This is a genomic window from Flaviaestuariibacter amylovorans (assembly GCF_039541815.1).
Classification (GTDB): domain Bacteria; phylum Bacteroidota; class Bacteroidia; order Chitinophagales; family Chitinophagaceae; genus Flavisolibacter; species Flavisolibacter amylovorans.
The window spans coordinates 192,867-205,330 of sequence record NZ_BAABGY010000005.1; the positions used below are offsets into that span (position 1 = coordinate 192,867).

At 59.5% G+C, this 12,464-nt stretch carries 12 protein-coding genes, 2 tRNA genes and 1 riboswitch; of the genes, 9 read left to right on the plus strand and 5 right to left on the minus strand.

Translation table 11 applies throughout. The features are described from left to right. Positions 1-1,005, minus strand: a complete 1,005-nt coding sequence (locus ABD937_RS06105; RefSeq protein ID WP_345254273.1) for an acyl-CoA reductase — start codon at positions 1,003-1,005, stop codon at positions 1-3. 5 nt (positions 1,006-1,010) lie between these two features. Between ABD937_RS06105 and ABD937_RS06110 the strand changes: the two genes are divergently transcribed. The 4 genes from ABD937_RS06110 (at position 1,011) to ABD937_RS06125 (ending at position 3,994) form a co-directional block, all read left to right on the plus strand. Then, complete coding sequence (locus ABD937_RS06110; RefSeq protein ID WP_484489535.1) at positions 1,011-1,403, plus strand: 4Fe-4S dicluster domain-containing protein; 393 nt, start codon at positions 1,011-1,013, stop codon at positions 1,401-1,403. Between the two features lie 375 nt (positions 1,404-1,778). Further along, positions 1,779-2,762, plus strand: coding sequence for a D-alanine--D-alanine ligase (locus ABD937_RS06115; RefSeq protein ID WP_345254276.1), 984 nt, complete (start codon positions 1,779-1,781; stop codon positions 2,760-2,762). Between the two features lie 38 nt (positions 2,763-2,800). Then, the gene (locus tag ABD937_RS06120; protein ID WP_345254278.1) at positions 2,801-3,655 is read left to right on the plus strand and encodes a PASTA domain-containing protein; all 855 of its coding nucleotides are present in this window, start codon (positions 2,801-2,803) and stop codon (positions 3,653-3,655) included. An 18-nt stretch (positions 3,656-3,673) separates the two neighbouring features. Next, positions 3,674-3,994: a rhodanese-like domain-containing protein gene (locus tag ABD937_RS06125; protein WP_345254280.1), complete on the plus strand. Its 321-nt coding sequence runs from the start codon at positions 3,674-3,676 to the stop codon at positions 3,992-3,994. A gap of 237 nt (positions 3,995-4,231) precedes the next feature. On the opposite strand, the gene ABD937_RS06130 is transcribed toward ABD937_RS06125, so the two are convergent. Continuing rightward, positions 4,232-6,466, minus strand: a complete 2,235-nt coding sequence (locus tag ABD937_RS06130) for a TonB-dependent receptor (RefSeq protein WP_345254283.1) — start codon at positions 6,464-6,466, stop codon at positions 4,232-4,234. A gap of 45 nt (positions 6,467-6,511) precedes the next feature. Continuing rightward, positions 6,512-6,616: riboswitch (TPP riboswitch) on the minus strand. An 87-nt stretch (positions 6,617-6,703) separates the two neighbouring features. Between ABD937_RS06130 and ABD937_RS06135 the strand changes: the two genes are divergently transcribed. The 5 genes from ABD937_RS06135 (at position 6,704) to ABD937_RS06155 (ending at position 10,444) form a co-directional block, all read left to right on the plus strand. Continuing rightward, on the plus strand, positions 6,704-7,414 hold the full coding sequence (locus ABD937_RS06135; protein ID WP_345254285.1) for a head GIN domain-containing protein: 711 nt from the start codon (positions 6,704-6,706) through the stop codon (positions 7,412-7,414). An 85-nt stretch (positions 7,415-7,499) separates the two neighbouring features. Next, positions 7,500-7,574: transfer RNA gene (locus ABD937_RS06140), tRNA-Met, on the plus strand. A gap of 285 nt (positions 7,575-7,859) precedes the next feature. After that, positions 7,860-7,931 (plus strand) — tRNA-Met (locus tag ABD937_RS06145). 817 nt (positions 7,932-8,748) lie between these two features. Further along, positions 8,749-9,903: a zinc-dependent alcohol dehydrogenase gene (locus ABD937_RS06150; RefSeq protein WP_345254287.1), complete on the plus strand. Its 1,155-nt coding sequence runs from the start codon at positions 8,749-8,751 to the stop codon at positions 9,901-9,903. Between the two features lie 10 nt (positions 9,904-9,913). After that, a complete protein-coding gene (locus ABD937_RS06155; RefSeq protein WP_345254288.1) occupies positions 9,914-10,444 on the plus strand; it encodes a hypothetical protein in 531 nt (176 codons plus the stop codon). A 48-nt stretch (positions 10,445-10,492) separates the two neighbouring features. On the opposite strand, the gene ABD937_RS06160 is transcribed toward ABD937_RS06155, so the two are convergent. The 3 genes from ABD937_RS06160 to ABD937_RS06170 are packed head-to-tail and all read right to left on the minus strand — an operon-like array spanning position 10,493 to position 12,355. Then, complete coding sequence (locus ABD937_RS06160) at positions 10,493-11,254, minus strand: energy transducer TonB (RefSeq protein WP_345254290.1); 762 nt, start codon at positions 11,252-11,254, stop codon at positions 10,493-10,495. 57 nt (positions 11,255-11,311) lie between these two features. After that, positions 11,312-11,836, minus strand: coding sequence for a GNAT family N-acetyltransferase (locus ABD937_RS06165; RefSeq protein WP_345254291.1), 525 nt, complete (start codon positions 11,834-11,836; stop codon positions 11,312-11,314). A gap of 54 nt (positions 11,837-11,890) precedes the next feature. Continuing rightward, complete coding sequence (locus tag ABD937_RS06170) at positions 11,891-12,355, minus strand: GNAT family N-acetyltransferase (RefSeq protein WP_345254292.1); 465 nt, start codon at positions 12,353-12,355, stop codon at positions 11,891-11,893. Between the last annotated feature and the right edge of the window lie 109 nt (positions 12,356-12,464).

Consider the following 12,464-nt stretch of genomic DNA (forward strand, 5'->3'; position numbering starts at 1 on the left):
TTACAACGAAGACAGGAATTGCAGCGTATCCACCCCGTCGGCATAGGTGTCGGCGGCCGGCATCTGGGCTTCGCCGAAGGGCAGCAGACCGCGGCCCACGAGGCATTGGATGTCGCTGCGTCCTTCGAGCTCAGCTACAGCAGTGGCGCGGTCTTCGTAGAACTGGTAGTGTACCTGGCTGATGGGGGCGAAGGGGCTTTCGTGCTCCACCAGCAGCACCACGTCGTTGCTCATATAAAACTTGTTGTTCAGGATGTGCACCGCCAGGTTGTAGTCGTAGTTGTTGCGGAACTTGTTGTGGTGTTTCAGCTCGCTGTACTTGTCGAGCGCCCGCAGCAGGGGCACGAAATCATAATCTTTCGGAACGCGCAGGGCGGTAACATTTCGGCAGCCCAGTCCGAAATATTGGCAAATATCGTCTGCCAATTTTTCCAGTTCCCCGGCCGACTCGGTGCCGTCGAGCACGGCCACGGAGGTGCGGTTCTTCCGGATGATGTGGGGGAAGCGGGCAAAATAGTGCTCGAAATACCGGGAGGTATTGTTGGAGCCGGTGGCGATGAAGGCCTCGGCGCCGTTGAGCCGCTCGCGGACCTCGAGGCTGGGGGCTGCTTCCGGCCGCCATTCGGTGATCTTGCCCACGAGGTGCAGCAGCAGGGCTTCGTCTTTGGAGGAGGGCTTGATCCAGGCGTCGTGGCCGGAGAGGAAGGTGCAGAGCACGTCGTGAAAGCCCACGAGCGGGATATTGCCGGCGAGCACGAGGCCGACCTTTTTCGGGTGCGGCTGCTCTTCGGGCAGGTTATAGCGGCCGGCAAGCCCCAGCAGGGCCGCGGGCTGGAGAAATGCCGTGCGGATATTTTCGACCGCGAGGTCCGTGAATTCGCGGGTAAACCAGTTGTTGACCACGTAGGCCTTGCTCTTCACCGCTTCCCATTCCGCCGCGTTGCCGCCCATATATTCCCCCAGGCGCAGCAGCAGCTCAATCCGTTCTTGCAGTTTTAGGCGCATCCGTTATTTTTGTTCGGACAAAAGTAAGTCTCAACGAATCAAACCAACTTATGGCCATCAAGATAACCGACGAATGTATCAACTGCGGCGCCTGCGAGCCCGAGTGTCCGAATAACGCGATCTATGAAGGCGGCGTGGAGTGGTCCATCGCCGACGGCACCTCCGTAAAAGGCACCTATATCCTCGTAGACGGCACCACCGTGGATGCCGGCCAGCGCAACGCGCCCATCGCCGTGGACACCTATTATATCGTGCCTTCGAAGTGTACCGAGTGCCAGGGCTTCCACGAAGAGCCCCAGTGCGCCGCCGTGTGCCCCGTCGACTGCTGCGTGCCCGACGAGATGTACCAGGAGACCGTGGATGACCTGCTGCAGAAGAAAGAGCGCCTGCATCTGTAAGAGTAATTGAACAGGGAACAGGGAACATGGAACACCGGATTGAGACGCAAGAACATGCGTCTTTTTTTGTGCAGCGACCATCGCCGCAGGGATCAGTGAGAAAGAACGCGGATGATACGGATTTGATACGATGAACGCGGATGTCCGTTTTCCGCCAGCCACACTACGTTTTCAGGACATTCCGTGCTTAAGAACTGACGGTAGGATCAAAGTATGTTCTGTTATCAACGAGACTTAGCGAATACCTTAGCCCCTTATTTTCTTAGCGGTAAAAAACCCTTCTTCAACTTTTTCCGCCCTTTCGGTTCCTATGTTCCCTGTTCCTTATTCCCTGTTCAATTGTTCTCCCTAGATTTACGCCTTTAGAAACACGATATGAAGAAAAAGATCGCCCTCGTCACCGGCGGCTACTCCGGCGAAGCCGTCATCTCCTATAAATCGGCCAAGACCATTTACGACGCGCTCGACAAGGCCGTATATGACGTCTATACCATCGACATCCACCCCGACGGCTGGACCTATACCCACGAAGACGGGCAGAAGTCGCTCGTGAACCGCGAGAACTTCACGCTGGCACTCGGGGCCGAGCTCGTCAAATTCGACGCCGTGTTCGTGGGCCTGCACGGCACGCCCGGCGAAGACGGTCGCCTCCAGGGCTACTTCGACCTGCTGGGGCTTCCCTACACCTCCTGCAGCGCCGCCACCTCGGCCCTTACCTTCAACAAGCGCTACACGGTGGCCGTGGCCGCCATGGCCGGCATCAACGTCGCGAAGTCGGTGCACCTCTTCAAGCATACGCCCTACGACGTCAGCGATATCTTATCCAAGCTCCGCCCGCCCCTGTTCGTGAAGCCCAACAACGGCGGCTCCAGCATCGGCATGAGCAAGGTGAACGAGGGCGGCGACCTCGCCGGCGCGCTCGAAAAGGCCTTCAAGGAAGACGACCAGGTACTGGTAGAAGAGATGATCACCGGCCGTGAATTCACGGTAGGCGTCTATAAAGCGGAAGGAAGCATCCACGTGCTCCCCATCACCGAGATCATCGCGCATAACGAGTTCTTCGATTTCGAGGCTAAGTACCAGGGCAAGTCGTCGGAGGTCACGCCCGCGGAGATCCCGGCCGACTGGAAGCAGAATTTGGAAGACAATGCCCGCCGCATCTACGAGGTATTCAACTGCAGCGGCGTCGTGCGCATCGACTTTATCTATAATGATGAGAAGGGGCCGCACATGCTTGAGATCAACACGGTGCCCGGCCAGAGCGAAGCCTCGGTGATCCCGCAGCAGGTGCGCGCTGCCGGCGGCTCGCTCACGGCGTTTTACGGGGCACTGATCGAGCAGGCGCTTGCCCGCTCCTGAGGACGCGTTTCCGTATCTTGCACCCCTAATTCGCCAACTTGAAAAACTTCATACATCGGCACATCACCGGCCGGCCCTTCTGGGTCAACCTGCTCTGGGCCATCGGCCTGCTGGTGGTCATTGTGCTTCTTTTCGTGCTGTCGCTGAACTGGATGACCAACCACGGCGTAGCCCGTACCGTGCCCTCGGTGATCGGCAAGCCCCTCCCCGAAGTGGAGAAGCTGCTCGAGGATAAGGGCTTCGAGGTGGTGATCCAGGACTCGGTGTTCTACGATTCGCTGCCGCCCCTGGCCGTGGTGAAGCAGGTGCCCGAGGCCGACGCCGTGGTGAAGGTGAACCGCACGGTATACGTGACGATCAACCGCGTGATCCCGCCCGATGTGGACATGCCCAACCTGAAAGGCTATAACCTGCGCAACGCGGAGATGCTGATGAAGAACCTCGGCCTCCTGCTCGGAGATACCACCTCGCGGCCCGACTTTGCCAAGAATACGGTGCTCGACCAACTCGTCAACGGGGCCCCGATCGCGCCGGGTACCAAGATCAAGGTGGGCAGCCGCATCGACTTGGTGGTGGGCAGCGGCGTCGGGGCCGAGAGCCTCGCCGTACCCAACCTCGTGGGCCTCACCTATGAGCAGGCGGTGGCCATGATCGAAAGCCAGGGCCTCATCCTGGGTGCCGTGGTGGCACCCGGCATCGAAAATAAGAACAGCGCTTACGTGGTGCGCCAGACCCCCGAGGTGATGGACTCCAAAGGCCGCACCTTCCGCATCCGCCCCGGCCAGATGATGGACCTCTACCTCGACGTGAACCCGCCCGCCCCGTCGGTGCCGGCGCCCGCCGATACCACCGCACCTGCACCGTCCGCTCCCGCTGATGGCGGCGATCAATAAACACCGAAACAATCCTTTATGAAGAATATCTCCGTAGAAGAACTGAAAGAAAAGATGGACCGCGGCGAGACCGTGCACCTCATCGACGTGCGCGAGCCGCACGAGTATGCCGAGGCCCATATTGCCGGCAGCCGCCTGTACCCACTGGGCAAGATCCAGACGATGCAGGTGGACGAGCTCGAGGACCTGAAAGACGAGCCCGTGCTGCTGCAATGCCGCAGTGGCCACCGCAGCATGATGGCCGCCATGGTGCTGGAACAGCTGGGGTTCAAAGACACGTCAAACGTTGTGGGCGGCATCCTCGCCTGGCAAGAGAAAGGATTCCCCGTAAGCCGCTAGCGCGGCGGATCTCAGATCTGTGATCGCGGATCTTTGATCTGCTTCAGTTCGATCATGCCTAACTGGTGTCGCCTTCCTTCCGAATCGGAAAGACGTTCCAGGAAGAGCTAGCAGTTACCAAAAAGACCCTTAATAAAAAGAGACGCATTTGTGCGTCTCTTTTCGTTTCGTCGCTGGTTGACGGCTTGCGTCGCCGGCAACAGCCTACCTCCCAGATCCGCGATCCCAGATACGCGATCAAAACCGCAGGTTTACTCCGCCCAGCACATTGGTGCCCGCCATCGGGTAGTAGAAGTTCTCCCGCACCAGCGTTGCGTCGTAGCGATAGCTGTACGTATAGCCGTTCGACTCGTAGTGCTTGTTCCAGACGTTGTTGACCCGCACGAACAGCTCGAGGCCGCGCAGCCCTTTCAGCACCGGCGTGTAGCGTACCTCGGCATCCTGCACAAAATAGCCGCGGATCATCTTGCTGTCACTGCCCGTGTTATCGAGGTATTGCCTGCTGACGCCCTTGCCGATGAGGGAGCACTCCAGTCCTTTGGCGGGCTTCACGATGGCCGTGAAGGCAGCAGTGAGCCACGGGGAGAACGCGATCGGCGTGTTGCTGAAGCGGGCCGTGTCGTATCCGGCAAAATCGAAGTTGACATCGTACTTCGGCACATAGTCCTCGAAGGAGCGGAGCACGTTGCGGCTCACGGTGATATTGCCTTGGAGCGTGAGGAATCGGTTCACCTCGATGCCGCCCCAGGCCTCGAGTCCGAGGCGGTAGGAGCGGGGCACGTTAACGCGCACGGCATCGCCCACGTCGTTGAGCTTACCGGTAAGCACCAGCTGGTCGTGGTAGTTCATGAAGTAGCCATTGAGGCCTGCCTGCCACTTCTTGCCGTTGTGCTCGATTCCTACTTCAAGGTCGTCGAGCCGCTCGGGGCGCGGATCTGCGATGCCGGCGCCGGTTTCCCAATCGTTGCGGCTCGGCTCTTTCTGACCCACGGCAAACGATGCATAGGCGGTATAGCCCTTGCCCTCGTAGCGCACGCCGGCCTTCGGGTTAAAGAACCGGAAACGCTGCGTCGTGATGAGCCCCGGGAACTTTCGCGTGCCGTTGAGGCTGTGCTCCACAAATCGGAACTGCCCGTCCACCATCAGGTACAGACGCGGCAGCACCTGGAAGCCCCATTTCGCATATACGTTGCCATCGTCCTTGCGCGAGGGGTAGCGGTACCACTCGTGGTCTTTGCCGATGCCTTGTGCCGCCCACACGATGTTGCCGTAATGCTGCGCATCGAACCGGCTCCAGGAGCCGCCGAAGGTGATGTCGTGGTCCTTTTTCTTGTACGTGCCCGAGAAGGTGAAGCCGTAGAGATCGTTGTTCAGCCAGAGCTGGCGCACGAGGTCGGTACGTGTTACTTCGGTGCCGCCGACGGAGTGGTTCGGAAGCCCATAGGCGCTGTAGCGCTGCCCGTATTTATACTCCTCGTAGTAGCCTTCGCCGTGCGTCAGAAAGAAGGCCGTGCTGAGCGCGAGCCCGCCTTTGAGCGTATGATTCAGGAACAGCTGGTAGTGGTCCTGCCGGTAGTTGTCGGTCTGGTTGGGATAGAGGTAGCCGTTGTAGCGGCGCGGGTTGCCGGAGAACAGGTTCGCTGAATCGGCCTCCGTAAAGTAAAGCGCGCCGAGGTTGTTGTAATAATGCTGCCGGAGACTGTCGCGGTTGAAGAACAGCTTGTGCTCCGGGATCCCGCCCCAGGCCTGGTACGTCTTCTCCTTACCCGAGAATACGTTGAAGCGCACCGAGGAGCGCGCGCCGAGCCACGCGCCCGAGAGGTAGAAGGAGTGGAGCTTGCTGCTGCCGCGGTCGATGAAGCCGTCGCTCGTAATGCGCGACAGGCGGGCGTCGACGGTATAGTGGCTGTTGAGCAGCCCGGTGCCGGCCTTGACGGTGTTGCGCCAGGTGTTGAAGGAGCCGAGGGTGTTGAGCACTTCGCCATAGGCTTCTTTGCGCACTTCGTTCGTGCTCAGGTTGATGGTGCCGCCGAAGGCGCCGGGGCCATTGGAGGAGGTGCCCACACCGCGCTGCACCTGGATGGAGCCGAGGGAGGAGGCGAAGTCGGGGAGGTCTACAAAGAACACGCCCTGCGATTCGGGGTCATTGTACGGGATGCCGTTGAGCGTCACGTTGATGCGCGTGAGGTCGGTGCCGCGGATCCGCAGGCCGGTGTAGCCGACGCCGTTGCCCGCATCGGAGCTCACCACGGTGGAAGGCGTCTGGTTGAGCACGAAGGGCAGGTCCTGGCCCAGGTTCTGGCGTTCGATGGCGGCCTTGCCGAGTTCGGTGCGGGCAAAGGGGGCTTTGGCCGAGGCGCGGGTGGCCTGTACTTCCACAGGCGCCAGCTCGGCGCTGTCGTTAAAGGTCTTCTGGGCGTGTGCCCCGGCACTCAGGCCGGCGGCGAGGAAGAGAATAGCAGTCCTTTTCATTTGTTGGGTTTAAATGAAAGGGAAATGCAGTCGCAAAGGAGAAGGTTGGGAGGAGGACGCCTTCCCTGCGCAGGCATTACCCTGATCAGGTTCACGGGTATGATCTCAGCATCCCGGCATTTATCGCCGGGAGCACCCCGAGGTTGTCAGGGGCAAAAGTAGGAAAGAAGGGATGAGCGGCTGTAACCTTTTTTCAGCTGCCCCGTCTCATAGTCAGACATTTAAACCACCCCCGATATGAAAAAGCTCTTCACAGTGGCCCTGCTTGCGGTTTGCGCGGTAGCCGGCGCCCAGAAAACGATCAACGACCCCAATGCGCAACTGCGCACCGTTTCTTCCTTCCACGGCGTGAAGGTGAGCAGCGGCATTGACCTGTATCTGAGCCCTGGCGACGAGGCCGTGGCTGTTTCCGCCCGCGACGCCGAGTACCGCGACCGCATCCTCACCAAGGTGGAGAACGGCGTCCTGCACATCTGGTACGACCACAAGGGAATGTCCTGGAGTAACGGCAACAAGGCGCTTAAGGCTTATGTTTCCTACAAGGCCCTCGACCAGGTGGATGCCTCGGGTGGCTCCGACGTGCTGGTGGATGGCACCATCCGCGCCAATAAGCTCAGTGTGAACCTCTCGGGCGGCTCCGACTTCAAGGGCGCCGTGGCGGTGCAGCAGATGAAGGTAGACCAGAGCGGCGGCTCCGATATGACGGTCAGCGGTACGGCCGGCACCCTGCGCGTGGATGCTTCCGGCGGCTCCGATTTCAAGGGCTACGGCCTCAGTGCGGAATCCTGCACGGCCGAGGCGAGCGGCGGCTCCGACATCGACGTACAGGTGAGCAAGGAGATCCGGGCCCATGCTTCCGGCGGCTCCGACATTTCGTACCGCGGCAACCCCTCGGTAGTGGAGACCAACAAGTCGGGCGGCTCCAGTGTAAAGAAATCAGGCAAATAGCCTGTCTGCAACTTGCCGAAAAAGGGCCGCTCAAAAAAGAGCGGCCTTTTTCATTTCGTATCCTGCGGGAACCTTATATTTGCAACGCGAAGTAGAGCAGCGGTAGCTCGTCGGGCTCATAACCCGAAGGTCCTAGGTTCGATCCCTAGCTTCGCAACCAAGTAAAACGCCTCCTCCGGGAGGCGTTTTCCATTAGAGCTATCCTCCCACTTTTTTCATAGCTCGTTGAACTCCTATCCGCCGGCCCGCGGACCTGGGTTCGTCCCGAGGCTTCGAGACCTAGCTTCGCAACTAAGCGAAACGCCTCCTCCGGGAGGCGTTTCTCATTAATCCTGCCGGGCTCCTATCCGCCGGACACACCACTACTTTATTATCGCATTTGTTAATCCCCGCAACTTTTTTCGGCGACGTGTACGAACTCGCGCCAGCCTCCCTATATTTGCAACGCGAAGTAGAGCAGCGGTAGCTCGTCGGGCTCATAACCCGAAGGTCCTAGGTTCGATCCCTAGCTTCGCAACTACCAAAAACGCCTCCTTCGGGAGGCGTTTTCGATTAGATCTATCCTCCCACTTTTTTCATAGCTCGTCGGGCTCATATCCGCCGGCCCGCGGACCTGGGTTCGTCCCGAGGCTTCGGGACCTAGCTTCGCAACTAAGCGAAACGCCTACTCCGGGAAGCGTTTCGCATTAATCCGGCCGGGCTCCTTTTTGCCGGCCCGCGGACCCGGATTCCGTCCGCCGAAGTGTAACAACGCTGACAGCCTCTTCCGGAGAACCTCAAATGATCCTGGTCCCGGGGCGATGTAGCCCCTCCTGGCGCAACACAGGCCTTCACCACGCTATCTGAGAAAAGACAACGGGGGCGGGAAAATTTTTGCACGCCGCTTCGAAAGCGCTCGACTCAGCGATCGCTGACCGCAGTATCGCCCGCTACCCGCATCCGGTACAGACCTTGCGCTACATGGGGAAAAACGATGCGTAAAAAAGAAAAAGGCCTCGCGGCGATCGGCGCTGCCGTCTTCCTCACCGCGGCGCTTGCGATCGGCGCACTCATCCGCAAAGCGTAGTCTGGTTGGCAACTACCGGTACGAAAAGCGCATGCTCCTGTAATAATACGGATGAACTTCCCTGTGGAGCGAACTCGTAAACGTGAGTCGCTACCGCTCAGTTTCCTAAAGATGTGCTGAAAAAACTTTATGTGTAATTGCGCGCAACGGCAGGTTTTTTGGTGCGCATAAGGATATTGGTTACCGTCTTGAATCAGCTTCCTGCTTTAGGGACGCTGCGCCGGAACGGTGGGCCCTTCTATTCATCGACGCAAAAAATATAATGCCCATGCTAGCAATGAACTACCGCGGACCCTTCCGGGTTCGACTGGACCGGGACAAAGCCATGCCCGAAATCCTGCACCCGCAGGACGCCATCGTTCGTGTGACCCGATCCTGCATCTGCGGGTCGGACCTGCACCTCTACCACGGTCTCGTACCCGATACGCGCGTGGGTATGACCTTCGGCCATGAATTCACCGGTGTGGTGGAAGAGGTCGGCCCTGAAGTGACCAATCTCAAAGTAGGCGATCAGGTACTCGTACCCTTCAACATCGCCTGCGGATCATGCCCCTTCTGCAAGCAGGAGCTCTTCGGCAACTGCCATGAATCCAACACGCAGGCCACCGCGGTGGGCGCGATCTTCGGCTACTCGCATACCGCTGGCGGCTACGACGGCGGACAGGCAGAGTACGTGCGCGTGCCCTATGCAAACGTAGGCCCCACCGTGATCCCGGAAGGGATGGACCTCGACGATGCGGTGCTCCTGACCGACGTGGTGCCCACGGGCTACCAGGCAGCCGAGATGGCGGGTATCAAGCCCGGTGATACGGTGGTGGTGTTCGGCGCCGGCCCCATCGGCATTATGGCGGCGCGCTGTGCGTGGCTCTTCGGTGCCGGTCGCGTCATCATCATCGACCACATCGAATACCGCCTCGAATTTGCACGCAACTACGCCATGTGCGAGGCCTACAACTTTGAGTCGATCTCTGATCCCGTGCTCTTCATCAAGAAAACGACCGATTATTTCGGTGCTGACGTTTGTATCGATGCGGTAGGCTGCGAGGCCGCCGGTAGCCTCCTGCAAACCGTTACGGGCCGCAAGATGATGCTCCAGGCAGGCTCGGCCACAGCGCTGCAATGGGCCATCAACTCGGTTAAGAAAGGCGGTATCATCTCCATCGTTGGTGTATACGGTCCCACGCTCAACATGGTGCCCATCGGCAACGTGGTGAACAAGGGGCTCACGATCCGCGCCAACCAGGCTTCCGTGAAACGCCTGTTGCCGCGCCTCATCGAGCACGTGATGGCGGGTCGGCTCAACCCCAAGGGAATCATCACCCATCGCGTGCCGCTGGAGGAAGTGTCGGATGCCTACCACATCTTCTCCGCCAAGCGCGACAACTGCATCAAACCCATTCTTATCCCGCCGCGTGCGGCTTAAATCATCGATCATGGAAATCAAAAAACAGCAAAACAACCTGGAAAGCCTGCGCGAGAAGTTTGCGCACATCAAGGGCTGGGGCCACGACATCGACCCGACGAATGAGCCCACGCACCCGATGAAGCACTATACGGGCGACGACCATCAACGGATCCACTACGAGCGGCCCACACAGCAGCAGCCGACCGTAGAAATACTGAAGTCGAACGAGCGGCCGAACATTACCGCGGTGCATGGTACCTCCACGCCGCCTTCGGGCCTCAGCGGCGCCATCCGCCGCTACGCCTTCCGCTACAGCGAGGGTTCTTTCGGACACTGGCTCCCCCTGCTCCTGGCAGACCGGGTAAACGTATTCGAAGGATACATCGACGACTTCAGCAAGGGGCATATCCCGAATATTTTCGCCGAGCACGGGTGGAAGGCCGAGTGGAAGCATGCGCCCTGGCACCTCGTACGTAAAGTAGCCACTACGGCGGCCGTGATCGGTGTCGGCATCTGGCTGCTCTCGGGCGACAAGAAAAAGAAGCGTCGTTTTGCGTAGGCAGAATGAGCGCTGACAAAAACGCCTCCCGACCGGGAGGCGTTTTTGTCAGCGACTTCGGCGCAGGATGCCATGCGCGCCGCGCCGGAGCTCCACCAGCAAGGGAATTACCAGTTCGTGCTCCGAGTCCACCCAGCGCCCGTTCTGGTGCGCGGGGCGCCACTCGGGCATGGTGCGCATAGCTTTTCGCACAACGGATTCGTATGGCTCGCCAACGCTGTTCAGGAACAGCACCTGGCTTACCCTTCCATTCCGGTCGACCGTAAAGCGCACGCGCACCACCGCTTCAAACGCACCGGCTACTGCGGCTGTATCGGGAAACTGCAAGGTGGCATACAAGTGGCGCCGCAGCGCATCCGGGCCGCCCGGGTATCCGGCGGGCAACTCCACCGGCGTAAACGTCTGCTCGTAATTCGGCTCGTCACCCGGTGGGGGGCCAGGTACTTGCGCTGCCTTCGCGGGAGGTGATGGAACGGCCGGTTCCAGCAAGTAAGCGTAGGCGGTAACGACGATCGTTTGTTCTTCGGGTTTTCTTTTCGCAAGTATGAAGAGTACGCTTCGGGTATGATTCGTTGCCGTCCGTTGCGGCTCAAACTGCACGTGGCTGCAGACCAGCGTATCGGAATTGCCGGTGACGATCTTGAAATTGCCATGCACGTCCGTTGCAGTCACAGCCTTTTTATTTTTTACCGACCTGATGGTAGCGTAGGGGACAGGAGCGCCGTATTCGTTCATGACGTGGCCGATGAGCGTATCCTGCGCCAACGCGCCGGCCGGCAGGCCCAGGAAAAAGAGGAGTAGTCGACGCATTTCGTTTCCATAAAGACACCGCTCCGCCCGGTTTCGCTGCCGCCGTAGTTCTCCCTATCAATCGAGCGGGAGCAGCATCTGATAATTGGGATTGCTGTGCCGCTCCGAGATCGGAAAATCGAAATGCCCGACTGTGCGGAAGCCGTGCTTCTCGTAAAAGCGTAGTGCGCGGGTGTTCTCCGTCCATACGAAGAGCCACATGCCGGATTGCCCTTTTCCTTTGGCGAGGCCCATGTTGTATTCGAGCAGCGGGGCGCCGAGGCGGTAGGAGAGAAAGGCTTCCAGCACGTACAGGCGCTCCAGCTTCGTCACATTTGGGAGCGCGATGTTCGGGTGACCGCTATTGTAAATGATCTTGGAATAGCCCGCGGGCTGCCCGTCGGCATAAATGATATGGAACAGGCTCCTCTCTTCCGACAGTTCTTCGGCAAAGGCGGCGGTCGTGAATTTGCGGTCCGTATAATCCCGGATGTCGGCTTCGTGGGCGCTGTGGCCGTGCGATTCGATAAAGGATTGCCGCCCTACCTGCGCCAGCAGGGCCGCGTCCGAAAGGGTAGCGGCGACAATGGTTGGTGATTTCATCCGGCAAAGTTTGGTGTTTGCCAAAGACGGTTCCGCCTCAGGATCAGTAAGGGGTCACCCGGGGTATTCCATGTGTAAGATCGGGTAGGGCTTGCCAAGGCCGTCGGTCGCCGAGCGGTCCACCACTACGAACCCGGCATGGCGGTAGAAGCCCAGCGCCTGCATGTTTTGCTCGTTGACGTCCACCTTCCTGATTTTCAGCTCGTCGAGGGCGAACCGGGTCAGGGCCTTGCCGATGCCCTTGCCGCGCTGGTCGGACCGCATGAAAAGCATCTCGATCTTGCCGTCGGCGATGCCCAGGAACCCGCTGATGCGTCCCGCTTCATCGCGGGTGCAATAGAGGTCCACCACCTCGAGCAGCTGGGGCACAAGGGTGCGGAACACCTGGATGTCTGCTTCTACGAGAAAGTGGTGGGTAGCGCGTACGGAGTCTTCCCACACCTGGAGCACCTCGTCGAAATCGTCGGGCCCGGGGCGGCTGATGGGGGGCGGTGGAAAGATCGGGGTAGGGATGTTCATGGTACAAAGATGAAAGCAGGCGCCTGCCCGGGGAAGCGAAGCCCGTAAGAACTGCGGAAAACCCGAGCCCAATTGCGGCACGGCGCCCGTTTCGCGCCCGTTCTGCCGT

What these genes read in the sequence shown, in the direction of transcription:
- ABD937_RS06155 (WP_345254288.1), top strand. Translation starts at nt 9,914, where the DNA reads ATGGAAATCAAAAAACAGCAAAACAACCTGGAAAGCCTGCGCGAGAAG.
- ABD937_RS06130 (WP_345254283.1), bottom strand. Translation starts at nt 6,466, where the DNA reads ATGAAAAGGACTGCTATTCTCTTCCTCGCCGCCGGCCTGAGTGCCGGG.
- ABD937_RS06125 (WP_345254280.1), top strand. Translation starts at nt 3,674, where the DNA reads ATGAAGAATATCTCCGTAGAAGAACTGAAAGAAAAGATGGACCGCGGC.
- ABD937_RS06115 (WP_345254276.1), top strand. Translation starts at nt 1,779, where the DNA reads ATGAAGAAAAAGATCGCCCTCGTCACCGGCGGCTACTCCGGCGAAGCC.
- ABD937_RS06150 (WP_345254287.1), top strand. Translation starts at nt 8,749, where the DNA reads ATGCTAGCAATGAACTACCGCGGACCCTTCCGGGTTCGACTGGACCGG.
- ABD937_RS06135 (WP_345254285.1), top strand. Translation starts at nt 6,704, where the DNA reads ATGAAAAAGCTCTTCACAGTGGCCCTGCTTGCGGTTTGCGCGGTAGCC.
- ABD937_RS06165 (WP_345254291.1), bottom strand. Translation starts at nt 11,836, where the DNA reads ATGAAATCACCAACCATTGTCGCCGCTACCCTTTCGGACGCGGCCCTG.
- ABD937_RS06170 (WP_345254292.1), bottom strand. Translation starts at nt 12,355, where the DNA reads ATGAACATCCCTACCCCGATCTTTCCACCGCCCCCCATCAGCCGCCCC.
- ABD937_RS06105 (WP_345254273.1), bottom strand. Translation starts at nt 1,005, where the DNA reads ATGCGCCTAAAACTGCAAGAACGGATTGAGCTGCTGCTGCGCCTGGGG.
- ABD937_RS06160 (WP_345254290.1), bottom strand. Translation starts at nt 11,254, where the DNA reads ATGCGTCGACTACTCCTCTTTTTCCTGGGCCTGCCGGCCGGCGCGTTG.